The sequence below is a fragment of the Streptomyces sp. CMB-StM0423 genome, assembly GCF_002847285.1.
Classification (GTDB): Bacteria; Actinomycetota; Actinomycetes; order Streptomycetales; family Streptomycetaceae; genus Streptomyces.
In genome coordinates, this window is the sequence record NZ_CP025407.1 from 1,814,897 (window position 1) to 1,837,692 (window position 22,796).

Annotated in this window: 20 protein-coding genes; 9 read left to right on the top strand and 11 right to left on the bottom strand. The window is 74.5% G+C overall.

Features of this window, described 5'->3' with window-relative positions:
* Positions 1-48: 48 nt before the first annotated feature.
* Together miaB and CXR04_RS07610 are read left to right on the top strand one after the other, a co-directional pair.
* Positions 49-1,545 (top strand): tRNA (N6-isopentenyl adenosine(37)-C2)-methylthiotransferase MiaB, encoded by a 1,497-nt coding sequence (gene miaB, locus CXR04_RS07605; protein ID WP_101421106.1) that lies wholly within the window; start codon positions 49-51, stop codon positions 1,543-1,545.
* Positions 1,546-1,695: 150 nt separating this feature from the next.
* Entirely contained in the window at positions 1,696-2,418 is a 723-nt protein-coding gene (locus CXR04_RS07610) for a class III extradiol dioxygenase subunit B-like domain-containing protein (RefSeq protein WP_101421107.1), read from the top strand.
* Between the two features lie 66 nt (positions 2,419-2,484).
* On the opposite strand, the gene CXR04_RS07615 is transcribed toward CXR04_RS07610, so the two are convergent.
* Positions 2,485-2,721: a hypothetical protein gene (locus CXR04_RS07615; RefSeq protein WP_101421108.1), complete on the bottom strand. Its 237-nt coding sequence runs from the start codon at positions 2,719-2,721 to the stop codon at positions 2,485-2,487.
* 180 nt (positions 2,722-2,901) lie between these two features.
* Between CXR04_RS07615 and miaA the strand changes: the two genes are divergently transcribed.
* The 3 genes from miaA (at position 2,902) to dapF (ending at position 5,347) form a co-directional block, all read left to right on the top strand.
* Complete coding sequence (gene miaA / locus CXR04_RS07620; RefSeq protein WP_101421109.1) at positions 2,902-3,840, top strand: tRNA (adenosine(37)-N6)-dimethylallyltransferase MiaA; 939 nt, start codon at positions 2,902-2,904, stop codon at positions 3,838-3,840.
* A 113-nt stretch (positions 3,841-3,953) separates the two neighbouring features.
* The gene (locus tag CXR04_RS07625; protein WP_164716222.1) at positions 3,954-4,412 is read left to right on the top strand and encodes a hypothetical protein; all 459 of its coding nucleotides are present in this window, start codon (positions 3,954-3,956) and stop codon (positions 4,410-4,412) included.
* A 68-nt stretch (positions 4,413-4,480) separates the two neighbouring features.
* Entirely contained in the window at positions 4,481-5,347 is an 867-nt protein-coding gene (gene dapF / locus CXR04_RS07630) for a diaminopimelate epimerase (RefSeq protein ID WP_101421110.1), read from the top strand.
* A gap of 60 nt (positions 5,348-5,407) precedes the next feature.
* Here the strand turns inward: dapF and CXR04_RS07635 are convergent, their stop codons facing one another.
* The 5 genes from CXR04_RS07635 to CXR04_RS07655 form a co-directional block, all read right to left on the bottom strand.
* Complete coding sequence (locus CXR04_RS07635) at positions 5,408-6,994, bottom strand: FAD-dependent monooxygenase (RefSeq protein ID WP_101421111.1); 1,587 nt, start codon at positions 6,992-6,994, stop codon at positions 5,408-5,410.
* Positions 6,995-7,136: 142 nt separating this feature from the next.
* Positions 7,137-8,111 carry an amino acid ABC transporter permease gene (locus tag CXR04_RS07640; RefSeq protein WP_101421112.1) on the bottom strand — a complete coding sequence of 325 codons (975 nt, stop codon included), beginning with the start codon at positions 8,109-8,111 and terminating at the stop codon, positions 7,137-7,139.
* The gene (locus CXR04_RS07645; RefSeq protein ID WP_101421113.1) at positions 8,108-8,779 is read right to left on the bottom strand and encodes an amino acid ABC transporter permease; all 672 of its coding nucleotides are present in this window, start codon (positions 8,777-8,779) and stop codon (positions 8,108-8,110) included. Before CXR04_RS07645 ends, CXR04_RS07640 begins: the two co-directional genes overlap by 4 nt.
* A 116-nt stretch (positions 8,780-8,895) precedes the next feature.
* The gene (locus CXR04_RS07650) at positions 8,896-9,744 is read right to left on the bottom strand and encodes a glutamate ABC transporter substrate-binding protein (protein WP_101421114.1); all 849 of its coding nucleotides are present in this window, start codon (positions 9,742-9,744) and stop codon (positions 8,896-8,898) included.
* A 36-nt stretch (positions 9,745-9,780) separates the two neighbouring features.
* A complete protein-coding gene (locus tag CXR04_RS07655) occupies positions 9,781-10,560 on the bottom strand; it encodes an amino acid ABC transporter ATP-binding protein (protein WP_101421115.1) in 780 nt (259 codons plus the stop codon).
* A gap of 259 nt (positions 10,561-10,819) precedes the next feature.
* On the opposite strand from CXR04_RS07655, the gene CXR04_RS07660 reads away from it, so the two are divergent.
* Positions 10,820-11,566 carry a response regulator transcription factor gene (locus CXR04_RS07660; protein ID WP_101421116.1) on the top strand — a complete coding sequence of 249 codons (747 nt, stop codon included), beginning with the start codon at positions 10,820-10,822 and terminating at the stop codon, positions 11,564-11,566.
* 12 nt (positions 11,567-11,578) lie between these two features.
* Positions 11,579-13,003, top strand: a complete 1,425-nt coding sequence (locus CXR04_RS07665; RefSeq protein WP_101421117.1) for a HAMP domain-containing sensor histidine kinase — start codon at positions 11,579-11,581, stop codon at positions 13,001-13,003.
* On the opposite strand, the gene CXR04_RS07670 is transcribed toward CXR04_RS07665, so the two are convergent.
* Entirely contained in the window at positions 13,000-14,187 is a 1,188-nt protein-coding gene (locus CXR04_RS07670; RefSeq protein WP_101421118.1) for an AI-2E family transporter, read from the bottom strand. The two genes, CXR04_RS07665 and CXR04_RS07670, sit on opposite strands and share 4 nt — an antisense overlap.
* Before the next feature lie 192 nt (positions 14,188-14,379).
* Positions 14,380-14,574: a DUF3046 domain-containing protein gene (locus tag CXR04_RS07675; RefSeq protein WP_027752675.1), complete on the bottom strand. Its 195-nt coding sequence runs from the start codon at positions 14,572-14,574 to the stop codon at positions 14,380-14,382.
* A 90-nt stretch (positions 14,575-14,664) separates the two neighbouring features.
* On the opposite strand from CXR04_RS07675, the gene CXR04_RS07680 reads away from it, so the two are divergent.
* Positions 14,665-15,570, top strand: coding sequence for a hypothetical protein (locus tag CXR04_RS07680; protein ID WP_101421119.1), 906 nt, complete (start codon positions 14,665-14,667; stop codon positions 15,568-15,570).
* Positions 15,571-15,678: 108 nt separating this feature from the next.
* Here the strand turns inward: CXR04_RS07680 and CXR04_RS07685 are convergent, their stop codons facing one another.
* From CXR04_RS07685 to CXR04_RS07695, 3 genes are all read right to left on the bottom strand, one after another.
* Complete coding sequence (locus tag CXR04_RS07685) at positions 15,679-15,987, bottom strand: AzlD domain-containing protein (RefSeq protein WP_101421120.1); 309 nt, start codon at positions 15,985-15,987, stop codon at positions 15,679-15,681.
* A complete protein-coding gene (locus tag CXR04_RS07690) occupies positions 15,984-16,760 on the bottom strand; it encodes an AzlC family ABC transporter permease (protein WP_101421121.1) in 777 nt (258 codons plus the stop codon). Before CXR04_RS07690 ends, CXR04_RS07685 begins: the two co-directional genes overlap by 4 nt.
* Positions 16,761-16,849: 89 nt before the next feature.
* The gene (locus CXR04_RS07695) at positions 16,850-17,701 is read right to left on the bottom strand and encodes an AraC family transcriptional regulator (protein ID WP_101421122.1); all 852 of its coding nucleotides are present in this window, start codon (positions 17,699-17,701) and stop codon (positions 16,850-16,852) included.
* A 46-nt stretch (positions 17,702-17,747) separates the two neighbouring features.
* Between CXR04_RS07695 and CXR04_RS07700 the strand changes: the two genes are divergently transcribed.
* Positions 17,748-22,529, top strand: coding sequence for an ATP-dependent helicase (locus CXR04_RS07700; RefSeq protein WP_101421123.1), 4,782 nt, complete (start codon positions 17,748-17,750; stop codon positions 22,527-22,529).
* The last annotated feature ends 267 nt before the right edge of the window (positions 22,530-22,796 follow it).

Here is a 22,796-nt window from a genome sequence, read left to right on the forward strand (position 1 = left end):
CCGGCGGCCCGTCCGTGAACCCCCGTCGCCGTTTGGATGATCGCTGGCATGCCCGAGGAAGTCGCACAGCCGCGCACGTACGAGGTCAGGACGTTCGGTTGCCAGATGAACGTCCACGACAGCGAACGGATGTCGGGGCTGCTTGAGGAGGCGGGCTACGTCCGCGCGGAGCCGGACGCCGGCACCGCGGACGTGGTCGTGTTCAACACCTGCGCGGTACGGGAGAACGCCGACAACCGGCTGTACGGCAACCTCGGCCAGCTCGCGCCGAAGAAGGCCGCGAAGCCCGGCATGCAGATCGCGGTCGGCGGCTGCCTCGCGCAGAAGGACCGCGACACGATCGTGAGCCGCGCCCCGTACGTCGACGTCGTCTTCGGCACGCACAACGTCGGCAAGCTGCCGGTGCTGCTGGAGCGCGCCCGGGTGGCCCGCGAGGCGCAGGTCGAGATCGCCGAGTCCCTGGAGGCGTTTCCCTCCACGCTGCCGACGCGGCGGGAGAGCCCGTACGCGGCGTGGGTCTCGGTCTCCGTCGGGTGCAACAACACCTGCACGTTCTGCATCGTCCCGGCGCTGCGCGGCAAGGAGAAGGACCGCCGCAGCGGCGACATCCTCGCCGAGGTCGAGGCGCTGGTGTCCGAGGGCGTCAGCGAGATCACGCTGCTGGGGCAGAACGTCAACGCGTACGGGTCCGACATCGGCGACCGGCAGGCGTTCGGCAAGCTGCTGCGGGCCTGCGGGCGGATCGAGGGCCTGGAGCGGGTGCGCTTCACCTCGCCGCACCCGCGGGACTTCACCGACGACGTGATCGAGGCCATGGCCGAGACGCCGAACGTGATGCCGCAGTTGCACATGCCGCTGCAGTCCGGCTCGGACACGGTGCTGCGGGCGATGCGGCGCTCGTACCGGCAGGAGCGGTACCTGGGGATCATCGACAAGGTGCGGACCGCGATCCCGGACGCGGCGATCACCACGGACATCATCGTGGGCTTCCCCGGCGAGACCGAGGCGGACTTCGAGCAGACGCTGCACGTGGTCCGCGAGGCGCGCTTCACGCAGGCGTTCACCTTCCAGTACTCCAAGCGGCCGGGGACGCCGGCGGCGGAGATGGCCGGGCAGGTGCCGAAGGCGGTCGTGCAGGAGCGGTACGAGCGGCTGGTGGCCCTCCAGGAGGACATCTCCTGGGGCGAGAACAAGAAGCAGGTCGGCCGGGTGCTGGAGGTCATGGTCGCCGAGGGCGAGGGCCGCAAGGACGGCGCCACGCGGCGGCTGTCGGGACGGGCGCCCGACAACCGGCTGGTGCACTTCGCGCGGCCGGAGGAGCCGGTGCGGCCGGGCGACATGGCGACGGTCGAGATCACGTACGCGGCGCCGCACCACCTGCTGGCCGAGGCCCCGCCGCGGGCGGTACGGCGCACGCGCTCAGGCGACGCCTGGGCGGCGCGGCAGGCGGCGCCCGACGCGGGCGGGGCTGGCGTGCTGCTGGGCCTGCCGAAGGTGGGCGTCCCGGATCCGCTGCCGGCCGCGCAGGGCTGCGCGGCGCACTGACCGGCTCCGCCGCGCAGCTCCCCGTACGACGTCCCGAGGGTGCCGCGTGCGGTCTACGCGCGCGTAGATCCCTGCCTCCCCCGGGTGCGGCCTGCCGTGATCGCCGTACGTGCCGGGGCCGCCGGATCCGGGGCGGCTAGGCTGCGGCTCATGCTCGTCGCCGCCGCCTGCTGCCCGTGTCCGCCCCTGCTGGTGCCCGAGGTGGCCTCGGGTGCCGCCGGCGAGCTGGAGGCGCTCAGAGCGGCGTGTATGGACGCCGTGGGGGTGCTGGCGGCGGCGCGGCCGGACGTGCTGGTCGTCGTCGGGCCCGCGGAGGAGTCCGGGCGCGGTCCGTATCCGCAGGGGACCGCGGGATCCTTCCGGGGCTACGGCGTGGATCTGCCGGTACGGCTCGGGCCGGCCGGGGGTGCGGAGCAGGAGCCCGGCGGGCGGGAGCTGCCCCCGTCGCTCGCGGTGGGCGCGTGGCTGCTGGAGCGGGCGGAGTGGGAGGGCCCGCCCGTGGAGGGACTGGGTGTCGGCGAGCCGCTGGCGGGCGAGCGCTGCGCGGCGGCGGGCCGGGAGATCGCCGCGCGGGCCGGGCGGGTGGCGCTGCTGGTGCTGGGCGACGGCAGTGCGCGCCGTACACAGAAGGCCCCCGGCTACTACGACGAGCGCGCCGCCGGCTTCGACGCCGAGGCGGCCCGCGCGCTCGGCGCCGCCGACGCCGCCGCCCTGGCGGCGCTGGACGCGGAGCTGGCCGCGGATCTTCAGGCCGCGGGCCGCGCCTGCTGGCAGGTCGCCGCGGGCGCGGCGGAGGACGCCGCCCTGCGCGGAGCCCTTCTGTACAACGAGGCCCCGTACGGCGTGGGTTACTTCGTCGCCACCTGGTCCTGACGCCCGCCGCCGCGGCGGGCCGGAGGCCGCGGGCCCCGTGCGGGGCCGCGCGCCTCCCCGGCGGTCCTACTTACGGGCCTCGTCGCCCGCGTCGCTGTCCGCGGCCCCCTCGGCCGACTGCTGCTTCGGGATCCCCGCGGCGGCCGCGGCCTCCGCGTTCGCCGGCTCCTCGGTGGCCTCCGGCCGCGCCGCGGTCGCCGTGGCCTCCCCGGCCGGCGGTTCGGCTGCGGGCGCCGGCTCCTTGGCGGCCTGCCCCTCCCCGCTCGATCCGCCGCGACGAAGAAGCTTGGCAAAAACGCCCATCTCTACTCCAAAACTGACTCGCGTGGGCGAAATTCCGCGCCGCCCGGAGCGGCTCATTGCGCCGCCCGGGGGCCCGGTCCGTAAACCGGCGTCCGGAACCTCGGAACGGCAAACGACCCCGAGGACATCCCGTTACGTCACTCGTTCGAGGGGTGTCCCGTTGTTTGCGAGACTTGCCGCGTGACAGAGACCACCCCCCGCCCCCAGGTCGCCGCGGTCGTCGGGGCCACGGCCACCGGAAAGTCCGAGCTCGGGATCGCGCTCGCCCGGCGGCTCGGCGGCGAGATCGTCAACGCCGACTCGATGCAGCTCTACCGGGGGATGAACATCGGCACGGCCAAGCTGACGCCCGCGGAGCGGCAGGGCGTGCCGCACCGCCTGCTCGACATGTGGGACGTCACGGAGACCGCCAGCGTCGCCGCGTACCAGCGCCTGGCCCGCGCCGAGATCGACCGGCTCGGTGCCCTCGGCCGCACCGCGGTGCTCGTCGGCGGCTCCGGACTGTACGTGCGCGGGGCCGTGGACGCCATGGACTTCCCCGGCACCGACCCCGCCGTCCGCGCCCGGCTGGAGGCGGAGCTGGCGGCCGGCGGGCCGGGGCCGCTGCACGCGCGCCTCGCCGCCGCCGACCCCGACGCCGCCGCCGCGATCCTGCCGGGCAACGGCCGCCGGATCGTCCGGGCCCTGGAGGTGATCGAGCTGACGGGCCGCCCCTTCACGGCCAGCCTCCCCGCGCACGAGTCGGTCTACGACACCGTCCAGATCGGCATCGCCGTGCCGCGGCCCGAGCTGGCGGACCGGATCGAGCGGCGCGTGCACCGGATGTGGCGGGCCGGTCTGGTGGACGAGGTGCGGCGGCTGGAAGCGGAAGGGCTGCGTGAGGGCCGTACCGCCGCCAGGGCCCTGGGGTACCAGCAGGTGCTGGCGTTCCTCGCCGGCGAGTGCACGGAAGCGGAGGCCCGGGACGAGACCGTGAGAGCCACCCGGAGGTTCGCGCGGCGGCAGGAGACGTGGTTCCGGCGCGACGCGCGCGTGCACTGGATCAGCGGCTCGGAGGCCGACCGTGACCGCCTTCCGGACACCGCGTGTGACCTACTCGAACGGTCGGTTACAGGCTGATCACGTCATGGCATCGGGACGCCTCGGTGGCATTGCGGGTGTTCCCCGCCGTGCCATCATCGAGGCGAGCTGGGAAGCCTGAAAGTCGCCGGAGGTTGGGAGGGCACGTGGCTATGGAGGCCGGCCCTCGTGACAGTCGACGGGAGCCGCAGGACGACCGGATCGCCGGGCCCGTGGCAGAGCCCGCGGACGACCTCGCGGGGGATCTCACCGACGCGCCGGAGCCTGTGGGCCAGGAGTCGTTCCGCGAGCTGCGTCCGCCGCGGCTGCTCCGCTTCTGGCAGCTCGCCCCCATCGTCGCGCTGGCCGCGCTGGGCTCGCTGATGTTCGCGTTCCCGCTGGCCTTCGAGTTCGGCGGCGGCGGTCCCGTGGTGGCGATGCTCGGGCTGCTCATCAGTTGCTGTGCCGCCGGCTGGGCCATGATGGCCGCGCGCCGGGTGGGGCTGGCGCTGCCGGGGCTGCCGCGGCGCGGCTCGGGGCGGCGGGCGGACTGGCGGATCGCGCTGCTGTACGCGGTGGCGGTGGCGGCGGTCGTCGCGCTGGCCGTCTGGCGGGTGGCCCGGCTGGGCTGACCGGCGCCCGGAGCCCGGTCCCACCCCGTCGCCGGGGCGTTGTCGGCGCGGACGGTTACGATCACAGAGTGAGCACCGCGCAACTGCACTTCCTCAAGGGACACGGCACCGAGAACGACTTCGTGATCGTCCCGGACCCGGCCGGTCTCATCGACCTGTCCCCCGCCGCCGTGGCCCGGCTCTGCGACCGGCGTGCGGGCATCGGCGCCGACGGCCTGCTGCGGGTCGTGCGGTCCGACGCGCACCCGGAGGGGCGGCGGATGGCCGCCGACGCCGAGTGGTTCATGGACTACCGCAACGCGGACGGCAGCGTCGCCGAGATGTGCGGGAACGGGGTGCGGGTCTTCGCCCGCTATCTCCAGCACGCCGGGCTCGCGGAGAGCGGCGACCTGGCGGTCGGCACGCGCGCGGGAGTGCGGCGGGTGCACCTGGCGAAGGACGGTGACATCACGGTCGGCATGGGCCGGGCGGCGCTCGCGGCCGGGCCGGACGCCGAGGTGACGGTCACGGTGGGCGAGCGGAGCTGGCCCGCGCGCAACGTCGGAATGGGCAATCCGCACGCGGTCGCGTTCGTCGCCGACCTCGCGGACGCGGGGCGGCTGTACGAGGCGCCGGGGGTCGCGCCGGCGTCGGCGTATCCCAAGGGTGTGAACGTGGAGTTCGTCGTGGACCGCGGCCCGCGGCACGTGGCGATGCGGGTCCACGAGCGCGGCTCGGGCGAGACCCGCTCGTGCGGTACGGGCGCGTGCGCGGTGGCCGTCGCCGCCGCCCGCCGCGACGGGGTGGACCCGGCGGCGACGGGCCGCCCGGAGACGTACACCGTGGATCTGCCCGGGGGCCGCCTCGTGGTGACCGAACACCCCGACGGCGAGGTGGAGATGACGGGCCCGGCCCTCATCGTCGCCGAAGGCGACACGGCGGCCGGCTGGCTGTAGCCGGCGCCGGGCCGGGGTCCGGCCCCCGGCCCGTCCTGCCGGGCCGCGCTCCCCGCCCGGCTACTCCTCCGCGTCGTCCGGCCGGCCCAGCATCCGGTTCGCGCACAGCCGCATCGACTCCTCGCGCACCCCCGCAAACGCCGCCATCAGATGGCCGTCCGGGCGGACGTAGAGAACCGTGTGCGGCGCCGCGCCCGGGTAGGTCTCCGCGACCAGCAGCCGGGCGCGGGCGGGGAGTTCGCCCACGAGCCGCACCAGCTTCGGCATCAGCCCCGCCTGCAGCCAGCGGCTGCGGTCCCAGACCCGGGTGCCGGGCGCGACCAGCACCACCAGGGGGTCGCCGCCCAACCGTTCGGAGAGCCGGCCCGTCCAACCGTCCGGAGCGATCACTTGGACGTCGTCGACCCGGGCGCCGGGAACCGTGCCCACCTCCACCGTCCCGTCCAGACCCGTCGGCGCCGTGGCGTACACCGGCGGGCCGCCTATGCGGCCGCGCCCCAGGTGCCCGTCCGTCAGCAGCTCCGCCGCCGACTTGCCGCGCACCGCCGCCCGCAGGCCGCCGGCGCGGCGCAGCAGCGGGCGGACCTGGTCGGCGGCGCGCAGCCGGGCGCTGATCGCGCCGCGGCGCTCGGTGACGTAGGTGTCGACGAGGTCGTCACCGGAGTCGTCGCGTCCTGCCTGGTGCCAGACGCGGCCGAGCTTCCAGGCGAGGTTCTCGGCGTCGGCGAGGCCCTCGTCGAGCTGCTGGGTGCCCAGCGAGCCGACGAGGTGCGCGGCGTCGCCGGCGAGCAGCGTGCGGCCGCGGCGCCAGCGGCGGGCGAGCCGGTGGTGGACGGTGTGCACGCCGGTGTCGAGGAGTTCGTACGAGGGGTGGCGGGTGCCCGTCCAGACGCGCAGGGTGGCCTCCAGCCGGGCGACGAGGGCCTCCGGGGTGACGACGCCGCCGCCGGGCGGCAGCAGCCAGTCCAGCCGCCACCGGTCGTCGCCGAGCGGCCTGGCGACGCACTCGGCGCCGGGTCCGCTGCGCGGGGCGCCGCGGTACAGGACGCCTTCGCCGGGCCAGGGCAGGTCGGCCCGTACCGCGGCGACGGCGTGCCGCTCGACGGCCGTGCGGCCGGCGTACGGCACCTCCAGCAGCTTGCGCACGGTCGACCGGGCGCCGTCGCAGCCGACGAGCCAGCTCCCGTGCCACCAGGTCCCGGCCCGGGTGCGGACGTTGACGCCGTACGGCTCCTGCGTCAGCTCCGTCAGCCGGCTGCCGCGGAAGACCTCCACGTGGTGGGAGTTGTCGGCGAGCGCCGCCAGCGTGGTGGTCAGGGCGGACTGCGCGACGTGCAGCGGGGCGGGTCCCGCGGCCTCGCCGAACTCCACCCGCACCTGCGTCCGGCCGCCGCGCAGCACGCGCCAGCCGGCGAGCGGAGCGCCGTGCTCGCGGGTCTCCGCGGCGCCGAGGCGGTCGAGGAACGCGGTGGTGTGCGGGCGCAGCACGGCGGTACGGGCCGGGCGCGGTCCCGCGGGCCTGCCGTCCTCCTCGGCGTCGCCGGCGGGCCGGTCGTCGAGGAGGACGGTGGGGACCGCGTGCCGTGCCAGAGCCAACGACAGGGCGAGCCCGACCGGGCCCGCCCCGACGATGATCACCGGGTCCACGGTGATGCGCCTCCGGCGCCATGGTGCCTACGTACTAAGGGGTGGGGAGCCCGGTGCGCGATCACACGAGGTATGCAACCCACTGCCGCACACCGCAGTCAAGCCGAGGGCTTCCGGCCGCCCCCCTCGCGCTGCCTTCGAGCTACTTACCGACGTCTCTGCGACCGCCCCCGCCGCCGGGGTCGGCATCGCCCTTGAGGACCGATGGAGGCACCCCGCCGGTCGCGATACCCACTCCGCCGCCTACGGCGCCGGTGCTCAGGTCGTCGACCTCCCCGACCCCGACCACCGCGCCGGTGGTCCGCTTGCCGCGCCGGACGACCTTCTCCAGCCAGCTCGCCAGCGAGGTCAGGATGAAGTTCACGACGACGTAGATCGCCGCGACGACGATGAAGCTGGCGAACACGTTGGAGTAGTTGGACGCGAGCGTGCGCCGCTCGACGAGCAGTTCGCTGAAGCCGATCATCGCGCCGCCGAGCGCGGTGTCCTTCACGATGACGACGAGCTGGCTGACGATCGCCGGCAGCATCGCCGTGACGGCCTGCGGCAGCAGCACGTTGCCCATCATCTGGCCCTTGCGCAGGCCGATGGCCTTGGCCGCCTCGGTCTGCCCGCGGGGCAGGGAGAGGATGCCCGCGCGGACGATCTCGGCGAGCACGGAGGCGTTGTACAGCACGAGCCCGGTGACGACGGCGTACAGGGGACGCTGGTCGCTGCTGATGTCGGTGGACTCGGAGTAGAACTGGTTCGCGAACAGCATCAGGAGCAGCACGGGGATGGCGCGGAAGAACTCCACGACCGCGCCCGCCGGCACCCGTACCCACGCGTGGTCGGACAGCCTCGCTATGCCGAACAGCGCGCCCAGCGGCAGCGCGATGAGGAGCGAGAGCCCGGCCGCCTTCAGCGTCTCGCCCAGGCCCGGCAGCAGGTACGTGGTCCACGCCTGGGAGTCCGTGAAGAACGGCTTCCACAGCGCCCATTCGAGCTGGTTCTTCTCGTTCAGCTTGTCGAGGACCCACCACACGCCCAGCGCCAGCACGACGAGGAAGAGCACGGTGTAGACGATGTTGCGCCGCTTGGCCTTCGGGCCGGGGGCGTCGTAGAGAACCGAGCTCATCGCTTGACCGCCACCTTCTTGCCGACCCAGCCGAGGAAGAGCCCGGTCGGCAGGGTCAGCACGACGAAGCCGAGGGCGAAGATGGCCGAGATGAGGAGGAGCTGCGCCTCGTTCTCGATCATCTCCTTCATGAGCAGCGCCGCCTCGGCGACGCCGATGGCCGCCGCCACCGTGGTGTTCTTGGTGAGCGCGATGAGGACGTTGGTGAGCGGGCCGACGACCGACCGGAACGCCTGGGGCAGCACGATGAGGGTGAGCACCTGGGTGAAGCTCAGCCCGATGGCGCGGGCGGCCTCCGCCTGTCCTACGGGCACGGTGTTGATGCCCGAGCGCAACGCCTCACAGACGAACGCCGCGGTGTACGCGGACAGTCCGAGCACCGCGAGCCGGAAGAACTTGGAGTCGAAGTCGAAGCCGGCACCCAAGGTGACGCCGAACACGTCGGACAGGCCGAGGGCGCAGAAGACGATGATGACCGTCAGGGGGATGTTCCGGATGACGTTCACGTAGACGGTGCCGAAGGCCCGCATGAGCGGGACGGGGCTGACCCGCATGCCCGCCAGGATCGTTCCCCAGACGAGGGAGAACAGACCGGACAGCAGGGTGAGCTTCACGGTGACCCAGAACGCGTCCAGAATCTGTGTGTCGTAATCGGAGATGATGTCCAACGTCAGTCCAGCGCTCTCGCCTTAAGTGGACGCGGTGGTGTACCACCCGGGCCGGGCGGCACACCACCGCTCTGACAGTGCGGTCGCACCGCCGCCGGGGCGGCGGTGCGGCGGGGTCACTGCTTGATGTCGCCGATCTTCGGCGCGGGCTCGAAGTCGTAGTTCGCGGGGCCGAGGTTGGCGTCCATGAACTTCTCCCACGAGCCGTCGGAGACCATCTTCTCCAGGGCGGCGTCGATGTCGGTCTTCATCTTGTCGTCGCCCTTTTTGATGCCGACGCCGTAGTTCTCGTTGCTCAGGTTCAGCCCGGCGAGCTTGAACTTGCCCTCGTTGGCGTCCTGGGCGGCGTAGCCGGCGAGGATGGAGTCGTCGGTGGTCAGGGCGTCGATCTGGCCGTTGGCGACGGCGTCGAGGCACTCGGAGTAGCCGGGGCGCTCGGCGAGCTGGGCCTTGGGCGCGATGGTGTCCTTGACGTTCTGCGCCGAGGTGGAGCCGGTGACCGAGCAGAGCGTCTTGCCGTTGAGGTCCTCACCCTTGGTGATGTTCTCGTCGGCGCGGATCAGCAGGTCCTGGTGGGCCAGCAGGTACGGGCCCGCGAAGTCGACCTTCTGCTTGCGCTCGTCGGTGATCGAGTAGGTGGCGGCGATCATGTCGACGTCGCCGCGCTCCAGCATGGTCTCGCGGTCGGCACTGATCGCCTCCTTCCACTCGATCTGGTCCTCGGAGAAGCCGAGTTCCTTGGCCACGTACGTGGCGACGTCGACGTCGAAGCCCGAGTACGAGCCGTCGGGCTCCTTCAGCCCGAGGCCGGGCTGGTCGAACTTGATGCCGATGGTGATGGAGTCCTTGCCACCGCCGCCGCCTTCACCGTTGTCGCCGCTGTCGTCGTCGGAGCCGCACGCGGCCGCGGTGACGGTGAGGGCGAGTGCGCAGGCAGCGGCCGCGCTGACCTTGCGGAGATTCATGGTGAGCATCCTTCTGTCTGGTGTGTTGCCGGCAGCTCAGTGGTGCAGGATCTTCGACAGGAAGTCCTTCGCCCGGTCGCTGCGAGGGTTGGTGAAGAACTGGTCGGGGGTCGTCTCCTCCACGATCTGGCCGTCGGACATGAAGACCACCCGGTTCGCCGCCGAGCGGGCGAAGCCCATCTCGTGCGTGACGACGACCATAGTCATACCGTCCCGGGCGAGTTGCTGCATTACCTCCAGCACCTCGTTGATCATCTCGGGGTCGAGGGCCGAGGTGGGCTCGTCGAAGAGCATCACCTTGGGCTCCATCGCCAGCGCGCGGGCGATCGCCACCCGCTGCTGCTGGCCGCCCGAAAGCTGCGCGGGGTACTTGTCCGCCTGGTTGCCGACGCCCACCCGGTCAAGCAGGGCCCTGGCGGAGGTCTCCGCGGCCGCCTTGTCCTTCTTGCGGACCTTGATCTGCCCGAGCATCACGTTCTGCAGCACGGTCTTGTGGGCGAAGAGGTTGAAGGACTGGAAGACCATGCCCACGTCGGCGCGGAGCTTCGCCAGCTCACGGCCCTCGTCGGGCAAGGGCTTGCCGTCCAGCGTGATGCGGCCGGAGTCGATGGGCTCCAGCCGGTTGATCGCCCGGCACAGCGTGGACTTCCCGGACCCGGACGGCCCGATGACGACGACGACCTCGCCGCGCGCGATCGTCAGGTCGATGTCCTGGAGCACGTGGAGCGCACCGAAATGCTTGTTGACGTTGTCCAGCACGACCAGCGGTTCGCCCGCTGCGGGGACGGCGTCCTTGGCCATCGAAACCTCGGTCATCCGCGTCTTGCTCCGTCCTTTTCGGTTGCCTGGACCTTAGTGAGCAGCCGCGACCAGCGTCATCACATCTGAGGGGAAATTGAGCATAACGATCCGGCTGCAATCGGACACAATGGATGGAATCGGGACGCCGCTCGACGTACCTGTCACACAACGGAAACCGCTGGGTGACCTGGCCGGACTTGACGCGGCAGGGCCGCATCCGCCTGTATTCCTGTACAGGCTGAGACGATACGCGAGAGAAGGAACGGGAGGGCTGATGAGGCTGCTGCTCGTCGAGGACGACGACCACGTGGCCACCGCGCTCTCCGCGGTGCTGGCCCGGCACGGCTTCGAGGTGGGCATGGCACACAGCGGCCAGGAGGCGCTGCAGGAGCTGCTGCACAGCGAGCTGGCCCCGTTCGACGTGGTGCTGCTGGACCTGGGGCTGCCGGACCAGGACGGCTTCGAGGTGTGCGGACGTATCCGCAAGCTGACCGGCACTCCCGTAATCATGGTGACCGCACGCTCCGACGTCCGGTCCCGGATCCATGGGCTCAACCTGGGTGCCGACGACTATGTCGTCAAGCCGTACGACACGGGCGAACTCCTCGCGCGCGTGCACGCCGTCGCCCGGCGCACCGCGGCGGCCGAGCCCGAGCCCGCCGCGGGGCCCGGCGGCACGGGTCCTGCCGCGGCCGGCGAGCGGGCCGACGATCCCGTGGCGCCGCTGGTCGTCGTGGGCCCGGTGACGCTGGAGCCCCACTCCCGCCGGGTCAGCGTCGGCGGCGCGGAAGTACAGCTCACCCGCAAGGAGTTCGACCTGCTCGCGCTGCTCGCGGCGCGCCCCGGGGTGGTGTTCCGGCGGGAGCAGATCATCAGCGAGGTGTGGCGCAGCAGTTGGGAGGGTACGGGCCGGACCCTGGAGGTCCACATCGCCTCCCTGCGCAGCAAGCTCGGCCTGCCCGCGCTCATCGAGACCGTGCGCGGCGTCGGCTATCGCCTCGTGCCCCCGCCGGCCGGCTGAGGCCCTCTCCCTATGCGTACCCGTCTGCTCCCCCTGCTCATCGTGCTCATGGCCGGCGTGCTGCTCGCGCTCGGCTTCCCGCTGGCCGACCGCATCGCCGGGCAGGAGCAGCAGCGGGTGATCGTGGACCGGATCGACGACACCGCCCGCTTCGCCTCCCTCGCGCAGTACGTCGCCTCCCGCAATGAGGCCCGCCCGCCGGCCGAGGACGAGCGGCTGCGCGCGCTCCAGGAGGAGCTGCACCGGTACCACGACCTCTACGGCATCCGCGCCGGCGTCTACTACCGCGACCGCGCCGCGATGGCCGCCGCCCCCACCGGCTGGCGGGCCATGGCCCGCGCCGAGGGCGACCGGGCCTTCTCGGAGTCCCTGGCGGGCCGCCGCAGCCACGACCCCCCGCAGGTCTGGCCCTGGCAGGACGACCGGCTGACCGTCGCCTCCCCGGTCGTACGGGACGGGGACGTGGTCGCCGTCGTGGTCACCGACTCGCCCACCGGGGCCATGCGCTCGCGGACGCTCACCGGCTGGCTGTGGCTCGGAGCGGGCATCGCCGCCGCGATGACGGTCGCGGTGGCGGCGGCGTACCGGCTGACCGGCTGGGTGCTCAAGCCCGTGCGCGTACTCGACAAGGCCGCCCACGACATCGCCACCGGCCGGCTGAAGTCCCGCGTCGCCGCCGCCGGCGGGCCGCCGGAGCTGCGCCGGCTCGCGGGGTCCTTCAACGAGATGGCCGACAACGTCGAGGACGTCCTGGAGCAGCAGCGCACCTTCGTCGCGGACGCCTCCCACCAACTGCGCAACCCGCTGTCCGCGCTGCTGCTGCGCATCGAGCTGCTGCGGCTTGAGGCGCCGCAGGCCGCGGCGGAGATCGAGTCGGTGCAGGCGGAGGGCACCCGGCTGGCGCGGGTGCTGGACGACCTGCTGGATCTGGCGCTGGCCGAGCACTCCCCCGCCGACCTGCGGGTGACCGACGTGGCCCGGCTGGCGGCGGAGCGGGTCGCGAGCTGGCGTCCGCTGGCCGAGGGAAACGACGTACGGCTGTTCCTGTCCGGCGCCACGGCCGTGACCGGCTGGGCGGACGAGGTGGCGCTGTCCAGCGCGCTGGACGCGGTGGTGGACAACGCCGTGAAGTTCTCGCCGCGGTGCGGCGAGGTGGAGGTGCGGGTGGACACCGCCGGCGACGAGGTGACGGTCGCCGTCGCCGACGGCGGGCCGGGGCTCACCGACGAGGAGCTGGGCCGCGTCGGCGACCGCTTCTGGCGCAGCGGACGGCATCAGAACGTCTCCGGCTCGGGTCTGGGGCTGTCCATCGCCCGGGCGCTGCTGGCGGCGGGCGGGGGACGTATCTCGTATGAACGCAACGAGCCGGAGGGGCTCCGGGTGACGATCGCGGTGCCGCGCACGGCGCCGGAGGGCGGCGTGCAGGGGGGCGATTAGGGCGCGCGGGGTGCGTCGCCGGACTCCGCGGCCTCCCGGTCGGGGTTCGCGCCGGGTGGTGCGCCGGGTGGTGCCCCGGGGTGGCGCAGCAGCGCGCGGATCCGGGCCAGCCGGGCCGGGCCGCGGCGGCGCAGGGGGCGCTCCTCCTGGACGCGGGCGTCGACCTCGTAGCGGCGTACGTACGCGGAGAGGAACGCCTGCAGCGTCGCGGTCGCCGGGATCGCGATCAGGGCACCGACGGCGCCCAGCAGCGCGGCCCCCGCGATGACCGAGCCGAAGGCCACGGCGGGGTGTATGTTCACCGTCTTCGCGGTGATCCGCGGCTGCAGCAGGTAGTTCTCCAACTGCTGGTACAGGATCACGAACCCGATCAGCCACACCGCCGTCCACGGCCCGACGGTGAACGCCAGCAGGATCGGCAGCGCCCCGGCGATGTACGTGCCCACGGTCGGCACGAACTGCGAGACCACCCCCACCCACACCGCGAGCGCGGGCGCGTACGGCACGTCCAGCAGCAGCATCGCGATGTAGTGCGCGATGCCCGAGACGATCGCCATCAGGCCGCGCGAGTAGAGGTAGCCGCCGGTCTTGGCGACCGCGATCTCCCAGGCGCGCAGCACCTCGGTCTGCCGTGCCGGCGGCAGTACGGAGCAGATCGCGCGGCGCAGCCGCGGGCCCTCGGCGGTGAAGTAGAAGGCGAACAGCACCACGGTCAGCGCGGTGAAGAGGCCGCCGAGGACGGTGGTGGAGATGCCCCATACGTTGTCGGCGCTGCGCTGCAGGTAGTCGCGTACGACCTCGGACTTCAGGAAGTCCTGCTGGAGGTCGTCCACGCGCAGCTCGGTGCCGAACTGCTCGTTGATCCACTCGACGAGGGACTCGACGTAGTCCGGGAAGTTCTCGACGATCAGCCGGACCTGGTCGGCGACCAGCGAGCCGAGGGCGGCGACGAACGCCGCGGCGGCCACCAGCACCCCGAGGAAGACCAGCGCGGTGGCGGCGCCGCGGCGCATGCCGCGGGCGGCGAGCCGGTCGACGGCGGGCTCGCAGGCCAGGCCGATGAAGAACGCCACCAGGATGTTGAGCAGCAGCCCGTACAGCTCGTGGAAGGCCCACTCCGCGACGTGGAAGCAGGCGAACAGGGCCAGCGCGAGGACGATCGCGCGGGGCAGCCAGGGAGGCATGCGCTCGCGGGGGCTCGCGGGCGGGGTGCCGTCGCCGGGGGGCGTGCCGGGCGTGGACGGGGCGTCCTGGGCGTCCGGCGCGGTGCGGGCGTCCGGGACGGGTGGTGTCTCTCGTGCGCGAGCGGTGCCGTCGGAAGCAGCCGATGATGCAGCCATGGACGAACAGTGTGGCCGACTTCCGCCCCGGCGGCGTCAGCGCATCTCCGCCGGGATGTCCATCGCCGCGCACACCCCGCGCCAGACGTCGCGCGCGTCCCACCCGGCGTCCAGCGCCTCGCGGACCGTACGCCCGCCCAGCTCGGACATCACGTGGTCGCGGGCGAAGGAGTCGACGTAGGGCTCGCCGAAGTAGTCGCGCATCCGCTGCCAGAAGACCGTCAACCGCATGCGTCCATTATCCCGCGCGTACGTGCACCTGAGAGTGCTCCCGGCCCGTTGGCCTCCCGGTCGGCCCCGCCGTGCTCGTAACGTCGCCCCATGGCTGACTCCCCGCAGGTCCGCGCCGCAGAGTTCATCTGGCTGACCGCCCGTGTGCTGGAGCAGCGCCGGTTCGCCCACCACTTCGTGCCCGGCGGCGCCGACGCGGACGGGGTGGAGAAGGCGCTGGAGGCGTACCGGAACGCCGACGGCGGCTTCGGGCACGCCCTGGACCCCGACCTGCGCGGTCCCGGCAGCCAGCCGCTGCATACCGCGCACGCGCTGCGGGTCCTCGACTCCCTCGGCCGCTGCACCGGCCGCCGGGCCGAGGACGTCTGCCGGTATCTGACCGCCGTCTCCAACCACGACGGCGCCCTGCCCGCCGTGCACCCCTCGCTGCGCGGCTATCCGGCCGCGCCGTGGCTGCCGGTGCCCGCGGACCCGCCGAGCGCGCTGCTGACCACCGCGCCGGTCGTGGGGCTGCTGCACCGCAACGACATCTGGCACGCCTGGCTCTTCCGCGCCACCGACTTCTGCTGGCACGCCGTGGAGACACTGCGCGGCAGCCGTCCGTACGAGGCGGAGGCCGCGGTCGCCTTCCTCGACCACGTGCCCGACCGGCGACGCGCCGAGGCCGCCGCGGACCGGCTGGGCCGGCTGGTGCGCGCCGAGCGGCTGGTGCTGCTGGACCCTGCCCGGGCGGACGCGGAGCCGGCCGCGGAGGGCCACGCGCCGGGCGAGCACTACCACCCGCACGACTTCGCCCGGCGGCCGGCGTCACTGGCGCGGCGGTGGTTCAGCGACGCGGAGATGGCGCGGTCGCTGGACTTCCTGGCGGCGAACCAGCGGGCGGACGGCGGCTGGCCGGTGGCATGGCGGCGCTGGTCGCCGGGGGCGGAGCTGGAGGCGCGGCCGCTGGCGACGCTGGAGGCGCTGCTGACGCTGCGGGCGTACGGGCGGATCTGAGGGCGCGCGGGCGGGGTGGGGGGCGTACGGGGCGGGCATGGGCGTGCGGCGGAGGCCGGGGCGGGCGCGGGCACCGGCCCCTGTCGGCCCGCGCCGCCCCGGGGTCGGTCAGCCGGCCACGGCCCGTACCGCCGCGGTCACGACCACCGCGGCGGCCACCACGACCAGGAACGGCGCCCGCAGCAGCAGCGCGGCACCGGCCGCCGCCAGCCCCGCGGCGCGGGCGTCGAGGACCAGCGTGGCGCCGTCGGCGAAGGTCTGCTGCGCGGTGAGCGCCGCCAGCAGGGCGACGGGCAGCAGGGCGGCCAGGCGCCGGACGAGGGGGCGCTCCAGGGCGCCCGAGGGCACGGAGAGGCCGAGCAGCTTGGCCGCGTAGCAGCCGGCGAAGGTCAGCCCGATCGCGAGCCAGGTGGTCACGCGGCGCCCTCCGCCTCGTGCGCGTCCGCCCCGTCCGTACGGTCCGGGGAATCACCCTGCGCGCGCCCGCGCGTGCGCCTGCCGTACAGCGCCAGCACCAGCGGCGCCGCCAGCGCGGCGACCAGCACCGGCGTCCCGGCGGGCAGCGCCGGCAGCGTGCCGAGGACGAGCGCGACGGCGACGAGGGCGGTGGCCCGCTCCACGGTCCCCGTCAGCATCGGCCCCACCAGCGCCAGGAACACCGCGGGCCCGGCCGCGTCCAGGCCCCAGGCGGCGGTGTCGCCGATCGCCTCGGCGCCGAGCACGCCGACGAGGGTGGTCACGTTCCAGCAGACGTACAGGGTGAGTCCGGTGACGACGAAGCCGATGCGCTGGCCGCGGCGGGTGGACTGGGCGATGGTGACGACGGCCGTCTCGTCGATGACCCACTGGGCGGCGAGCGGCCGCAGCGCCCGGGGCAGCCGGAGCATGGGCGCGAGGCGGAGCCCGTAGAACGCGTTCCGTACACCGAGGAAGAAGGCCCCGGCCGCGGCGGCGAACGGGCCGCCGCCCGCGGCCACCGCACCGGCGAGGGCGAACTGCGAGGCGCCGGTGAAGATCAGCAGGCTCATGGCGCACGCCTGCGCGGCGCTGAGCCCGGCACCGGCCGCGGTGACGCCGAACGCGAACCCGGAGAGCCCGACGGCGACCCCGACCCCGAGCCCGTCGCGCAGGGCGGCGCGGTCCTCGGGCGCGGGCTCTGCGGTGGACGGAGGCTGTGCTTCTGTGGCCATGCGCCGGACGTTATGCGGCCGGGGTGCGACCGGTCTTGTACGTTCTTGCGCCACCCCGCCCGTGTGACCCCGCCACGCGCGCGGCCCGCTCAGCCCGCCCGCTCCCGCTGGTACGCGCCCGGGGGCACACCGACGATGCGGGTGAAGTGCCGGTTCAGATGCGGCTGGTCGGTGAACCCCACGGTCACCGCCGCCTCCGACGGCCGCAGCCCCTCGTCCAGCAGCCGCCGCGCACGCCGTACCCGGGCGTCGGTCAGCCAGCGGTGCGGCGGCGTGCCGTACGCCTCCTTGAAGGCCCGCAGCAGCGCGAACGGGGACGTGCCCAGCTCCGCCGCCAGCGCCTCCAGCGTCGGCGGCGCCGCCATCCGCTCGTACAGCACCGCCCGCGCCCGCGCCGCGGTCCGCGCGCCCGCGGACGCCACCACGCGCCCCGGGAGCCGCGCACCGTGGCGGCGCAGCAGGCGGGCCAGCACGACGCGCAGCACGCTGTCGGCGGCCAGCGGGTTGTCCTCCTCCGCGGCGCGGTGCACCTCGGTGATGAGGCGGGCGCCGCCGGGGTCGTCGACCATGGTCTCGCCGAAGCCCGCGGTGCCGCCGATGGCGGTGACCTCCGCCGCCACCTCGGCGACCAGGCCCGCGGTCGGGTAGAGCGTCGCGTACGACCAGCCCTCCTCGGCGCCCGCGCGGGCCGTGTGCGGCACCTCGGGGTTGATCATGACGACGGTCCCGGGGCCGGCGAGGAGCGTGCCGTCGGGCATGCCGACGGCCTCCACGCCCGCGGTGACGGCGCCGAAGACATAGCCGTCGTGGGAGTGGGTGGGGAAGGTGTGCCCGACGTAGCGGGCGCGCAGCAGGTCGAGGCCGGGCAGGCTGGTGTAGCGCCAGTGCCGGGCCCACTCGCGATCGGCGTCGCCCGACGCCCGCGCCGTGCGCGACCCCATGGGACAAGTGTGCTGGGTGTCAGTGGTCGGGTGCACGATGGTTCACATGGCGAGATCGGTGCTGGAGACGTTCGACCCGGCGACGCGGGCGTGGTTCGAGGGTGCCTTCGCCGCGCCCACGGCGGCCCAGGAGGGCGCCTGGCAGGCGCTGGGCGAGGGCTCCGACGTGCTGGTCGTGGCGCCCACGGGCTCGGGCAAGACGCTGGCGGCGTTCCTCTCCGCGCTCGACGGGCTGACCTCCGCCCCGCCGCCCGCGGAGGCGCGCAAGCGCTGCCGCGTGCTGTACGTGTCGCCGCTGAAGGCGCTGGCCGTGGACGTCGAGCGGAACCTGCGCAGCCCGCTCACGGGCATCCGCCAGGAGGCGGTCCGCCTCGGCCGGCCGGAGCCGGAGGTGCGGGTCGCGATCCGCTCCGGTGACACGCCCGCCGCCGAGCGCCGCTCGATCGCCAACCGCCCGCCGGACATCCTCATCACCACGCCCGAGTCGCTGTTCCTGATGCTGACGTCCGCCTCGCGGGACGCGCTGGCCGGCGTGGAGACCGTGATCCTGGACGAGGTGCACGCTGTGGCGGGCACCAAGCGCGGCGCCCACCTGGCGCTCTCCCTGGAGCGGCTGGACGAGTTGCTGCCGCGGCCCGCGCGCCGCATCGGCCTGTCGGCCACGGTCCGGCCGGTGGAGGAGGTGGCGCGGTTCCTGTCCCCCGGGCGGCGGGTGGAGGTCGTACAGCCGCCGTCGGAGAAGCGGTTCGACCTGTCGGTGGTCGTGCCCGTCGAGGACATGGGCGAGCTGGGCGGCTCACCCGCGCAGGACGACGGCGCGGGGGCCGACCGGCCATCCATCTGGCCGCATGTGGAGGAGCGGATCGCCGACCTGGTGGAGGAGCACCGCTCGACGATCGTCTTCGCCAACTCCCGCCGGCTCGCGGAGCGGCTGTGCAACAGGCTGAACGAGATCGCGTACGAGCGCGCGGCCGGCGAGCCGATGGCGGAGGACGCGCCGCCGCCGGCCGAGATCATGGCCCAGTCCGGCGCGGCGCAGGGTGCGCCCGCGGTGATCGCCCGCGCGCACCACGGCTCGGTCTCCAAGGAGCAGCGGGCGCAGGTGGAGGAGGACCTGAAGGCGGGGCGGCTGCCCGCGGTGGTCGCCACCTCCAGCCTGGAGCTGGGCATCGACATGGGCGCGGTGGACCTGGTGGTGCAGGTCGAGTCGCCGCCGTCGGTGGCGTCCGGGCTGCAGCGGGTGGGCCGCGCGGGGCACCAGGTGGGTGCGGTCTCGCGCGGCGTGGTCTTCCCCAAGTACCGCGGTGACCTGGTGCAGTCGGCGGTGGTCACGGAGCGGATGCGCGAGGGCGCCATCGAGGCGCTGCGGATCCCGGCCAACCCGCTGGACGTGCTGGCGCAGCAGATCGTCGCGATGACGTCCATGGACGTGTGGGACGTGGAGGAGCTGCTGGCACTGGTGCGGCGGGCGGCGCCGTTCGCGGCGCTGCCGGAGTCGGCGTTCACCGCCGTGCTCGACATGCTCGCCGGGCGCTATCCCTCCGACGCCTTCGCCGAGCTGCGCCCGCGCCTCGTGTGGGACCGGGTGGCACAGACGGTCAAGGGCCGCCCGGGCGCGCAGCGGCTCGCCGTCACCTCCGGCGGCACGATCCCGGACCGCGGCCTCTTCGGCGTCTTCCTCGCCGGGGCCGACCCGAAGAAGGGCGGCGGGCGGGTCGGCGAGCTGGACGAGGAGATGGTCTACGAGTCCCGGATCGGGGACGTCTTCACGCTCGGCACGACGTCGTGGCGCATCGAGGACATCACCCGGGACCGGGTGCTGGTCTCCCCCGCCCCCGGGGTGCCGGGCCGGCTGCCGTTCTGGAAGGGCGACCAGTTGGGACGGCCGCTGGAGCTGGGGCGGGCGCTGGGCGCGTTCCTGCGCGAGCTGAGCGGCATGGACCGGCAGGCGGCGCAGGAGCGGCTGCGGGCGGCGGGGCTGGACACGTGGGCCGCGGGGAACGTGATCGCGTATCTGGAGGAGCAGCGCGCCGCCTGCGGGCACGTGCCGGACGACCGGACGATCGTCGTGGAGCGCTTCCGGGACGAGCTGGGCGACTGGCGCGTGGTGGTGCACTCGCCGTTCGGCGCGCAGGTGCACGCGCCGTGGGCGCTGGCGCTCGGCGCCCGGCTCACCGAGCGGTACGGGATGGACGCCCAGGTGATGCACGCCGACGACGGCATCGTGCTGCGGCTGCCCGACACCGATCTGATGGGCCTCGACCTGCTCGACGTCGACCCGGCGGGCGGCGGCACTGCCGCGGACGCGGCCGGGGACGACAGGCAGTCGCCGGTCGGCGCGGCCGACGTCCTCTTCGACAAGGGCGAGGTCGACCAGGTCGTCACCGACCAGGTGGGCGGCTCGGCGCTGTTCGCCGCCCGGTTCCGCGAGTGCGCGGCCCGCGCGCTGCTGCTGCCCCGCCGCGACCCGCGCAAGCGCACCCCGCTGTGGCAGCAGCGGCAGCGCGCCTCCCAACTGCTCCAGGTGGCGAGCGAGTTCGGCTCGTTCCCGATCGTGCTGGAGGCGGTGCGCGAGTGCCTCCAGGACGTCTTCGACGTCCCGGGGCTCACCGAGCTGATGGGCGACGTCGAGAACCGCCGGGTGCGGCTGGTGGAGGTGACGACGCAGGAGCCGTCGCCGTTCGCCCGCTCGCTGCTCTTCGGCTACGTGGCGCAGTTCCTGTACGAGGGCGACTCGCCGCTGGCCGAGCGCCGGGCCGCGGCGCTGTCGCTGGACTCCCGGCTGCTCGCCGAGCTGCTGGGGCAGGCGGAGCTGCGCGAGCTGCTGGACGCCGAGGTGCTGGCGGAGCTGGAGCGCGAGCTGCAGTGGCGTACGGACGACCGGCGGCTCAAGGACGCCGAGGGCGTCGCGGACGCGCTGCGCGTGCTCGGGCCGCTGACGGACGAGGAGCTGGCGGAGCGCGGCGCGGAGCCGGCGTGGGTGCGGGAGCTGGAGGGCGCGCGCCGGGCGATCCGGGTGCGTCTTGCGGGGACGGCGCACTGGGCGGCCGTCGAGGACGCCGGCCGGCTGCGGGACGCGCTGGGCACGGCGCTGCCGGTGGGCGTGCCGGAGGCGTTCACCGAGCCGGTGACCGATCCGCTCGGCGACCTGCTGGCGCGCTTCGCCCGTACGCACGGCCCGTTCACCTCCGGGCAGGCCGCGGCGCGCTTCGGCCTGGGTGCGGCGGTCACCGACGGCGCGCTGCACCGGCTGGCGGCGGCGGGCCGGACCGTACAGGGCGAGTTCCATCCGGCCGGCATCGGCCAGGAGTGGTGCGACGCCGGGGTGCTGCGGCGGCTGCGGCGCCGGTCGCTGGCCGCGCTGCGGGAGGAACTGGAGCCCGTCGCCCCGGCCGCGCTCGCCGCGTTCCTGCCGCAGTGGCAGCACCTGGGCACGCACAGCCTCCGCGGCCTGGACGGCCTCGTCCGGGCCGTGGAGCAACTGCAGGGCGCGCCGGTGCCGGCGTCGGCGCTGGAGAAGCTGGTGCTGCCGTCGCGGGTCGCGGGGTACGTACCGACGATGCTCGACGAGCTGACGAACTCGGGCGAGGTGGTGTGGGCCGGCGCAGGTGCGCTGCCCGGCAAGGACGGCTGGATCTCCCTGTATCCGGCGGACTCCGCCCCGCTGCTGCTGCACGAGCCGCATCCGCTGGAGGTCACGCCGCTGCACCAGGCGGTGCTGACCGCGCTGACCGGCGGGTACGGGCTCTTCTTCCGGCAGATCGCCGAGCAGGTGCGCGCGACGCACCCGGACGCCACCGACGCGCAGCTCGCCGACGCCGTCTGGGACCTGGCCTGGTCCGGGCGGCTGACGAACGACACCCTGGGACCGCTGCGGGCCCTCCTCGGCTCGGGCCGCACCGCGGGCGCCACCGCGCACCGCGCGAAGCGGCCCACGCCGCGCGGGCGTTACGGCAGCCTGGCGGTCGCGGGCGCCGCGCGCACGGCGTCACGGAACGGGCCGCCGACGGTCTCCGGCCGCTGGTCCCTGCTGCCCGAGCGCGAAGCGGACACCACGCACCGCGCGCACGCGCTGGCCCGCACGCTGCTCGACCGGCACGGAGTCGTCACCCGCGGCGCGGTGTCGGCGGAGGGCGTGGAGGGCGGCTTCTCGGCGGCGTACCGGGTGCTGTCGGCGTTCGAGGAGACGGGCCAGGCCCGCCGCGGATATGTCGTGGAGGGGCTGGGCGCCGCGCAGTTCGCGATGGACGGCGCGGTGGACCGGCTGCGGGCGGTGGCCACCGCGCGGGAGCGCGGGGCGGTGGAGGCCGCGGCGGCGGGGGCGGCGGCGGACGACGGCTTCGTGGCCGAGGAGGGCCCGGCGGGTCCGTACGGCGGGCACACCCTGGGCGGCGCCCGCCCGCGCGGCGGCGGCCCACGGGCGTACGGCGCCGGGGGTGCCGGCCGCGGCGGGCAGCGGGCGCTGGTGCTGGCCGCGGCGGACCCGGCGAACGCGTACGGGGCGGCCCTGCCCTGGCCCGAGCCCCCGCCCGGCACGACGCACAAGCCAGGCCGCAAGGCCGGCGCGCTGGTGGTGCTGGTCGACGGCGACCTCGCGCTGTACGTGGAGCGCGGCGGCCGCACGCTGCTGGCCTGGCCCCCGGCGGACGACCCCCGCCTCGCCGCCGCGGCAGAAGCGCTCGCGGCGTCGGCCCGCGGCGGCGCCCTGGGCCGTACGGCGACGGTGGAGCGCATCAACGCCACCGCGGCCCTGGACTCTCCCCTGGGCTCACTCCTGGAGCAGTCCGGCTTCCTGGCCACCCCCCGCGGCCTGCGCATCCGCGCCTGAGAGCGAGAGCGGTGGCCGGGCCCGGCCGGGCAGGGAGCGGCCACCGCCGCCCGCCGCCGGCGGCGGTGCAGGCGCGCGCTCCCCAGCCGCAGCGCGCCCGCGCCCACTGCTGCCCCACCAAGCGCTCCGCGCCGCGGCAGCGCCCGGCACCCACGGGCCGAACTCGGCCCAGCCGCATCCCCCGGTGCAGCCGCCGCGGCCCGGTCGAGACCGCCGTCCCGGCCCGCGCAGCGCGGGCGTCGCCACCCGTGTCCCTCCGCAGGCACT

What these genes read in the sequence shown, in the direction of transcription:
- CXR04_RS07660 (WP_101421116.1), top strand. Translation starts at nt 10,820, where the DNA reads ATGAGGCTGCTGCTCGTCGAGGACGACGACCACGTGGCCACCGCGCTC.
- CXR04_RS07690 (WP_101421121.1), bottom strand. Translation starts at nt 16,760, where the DNA reads ATGGCCACAGAAGCACAGCCTCCGTCCACCGCAGAGCCCGCGCCCGAG.
- CXR04_RS07675 (WP_027752675.1), bottom strand. Translation starts at nt 14,574, where the DNA reads ATGCGGTTGACGGTCTTCTGGCAGCGGATGCGCGACTACTTCGGCGAG.
- CXR04_RS07665 (WP_101421117.1), top strand. Translation starts at nt 11,579, where the DNA reads ATGCGTACCCGTCTGCTCCCCCTGCTCATCGTGCTCATGGCCGGCGTG.
- CXR04_RS07640 (WP_101421112.1), bottom strand. Translation starts at nt 8,111, where the DNA reads ATGAGCTCGGTTCTCTACGACGCCCCCGGCCCGAAGGCCAAGCGGCGC.
- CXR04_RS07655 (WP_101421115.1), bottom strand. Translation starts at nt 10,560, where the DNA reads ATGACCGAGGTTTCGATGGCCAAGGACGCCGTCCCCGCAGCGGGCGAA.
- CXR04_RS07700 (WP_101421123.1), top strand. Translation starts at nt 17,748, where the DNA reads ATGGCGAGATCGGTGCTGGAGACGTTCGACCCGGCGACGCGGGCGTGG.
- CXR04_RS07695 (WP_101421122.1), bottom strand. Translation starts at nt 17,701, where the DNA reads ATGGGGTCGCGCACGGCGCGGGCGTCGGGCGACGCCGATCGCGAGTGG.
- CXR04_RS07615 (WP_101421108.1), bottom strand. Translation starts at nt 2,721, where the DNA reads ATGGGCGTTTTTGCCAAGCTTCTTCGTCGCGGCGGATCGAGCGGGGAG.
- CXR04_RS07625 (WP_164716222.1), top strand. Translation starts at nt 3,954, where the DNA reads ATGGAGGCCGGCCCTCGTGACAGTCGACGGGAGCCGCAGGACGACCGG.
- CXR04_RS07610 (WP_101421107.1), top strand. Translation starts at nt 1,696, where the DNA reads ATGCTCGTCGCCGCCGCCTGCTGCCCGTGTCCGCCCCTGCTGGTGCCC.
- CXR04_RS07670 (WP_101421118.1), bottom strand. Translation starts at nt 14,187, where the DNA reads ATGCCTCCCTGGCTGCCCCGCGCGATCGTCCTCGCGCTGGCCCTGTTC.
- miaB (WP_101421106.1), top strand. Translation starts at nt 49, where the DNA reads ATGCCCGAGGAAGTCGCACAGCCGCGCACGTACGAGGTCAGGACGTTC.
- CXR04_RS07650 (WP_101421114.1), bottom strand. Translation starts at nt 9,744, where the DNA reads ATGAATCTCCGCAAGGTCAGCGCGGCCGCTGCCTGCGCACTCGCCCTC.
- CXR04_RS07680 (WP_101421119.1), top strand. Translation starts at nt 14,665, where the DNA reads ATGGCTGACTCCCCGCAGGTCCGCGCCGCAGAGTTCATCTGGCTGACC.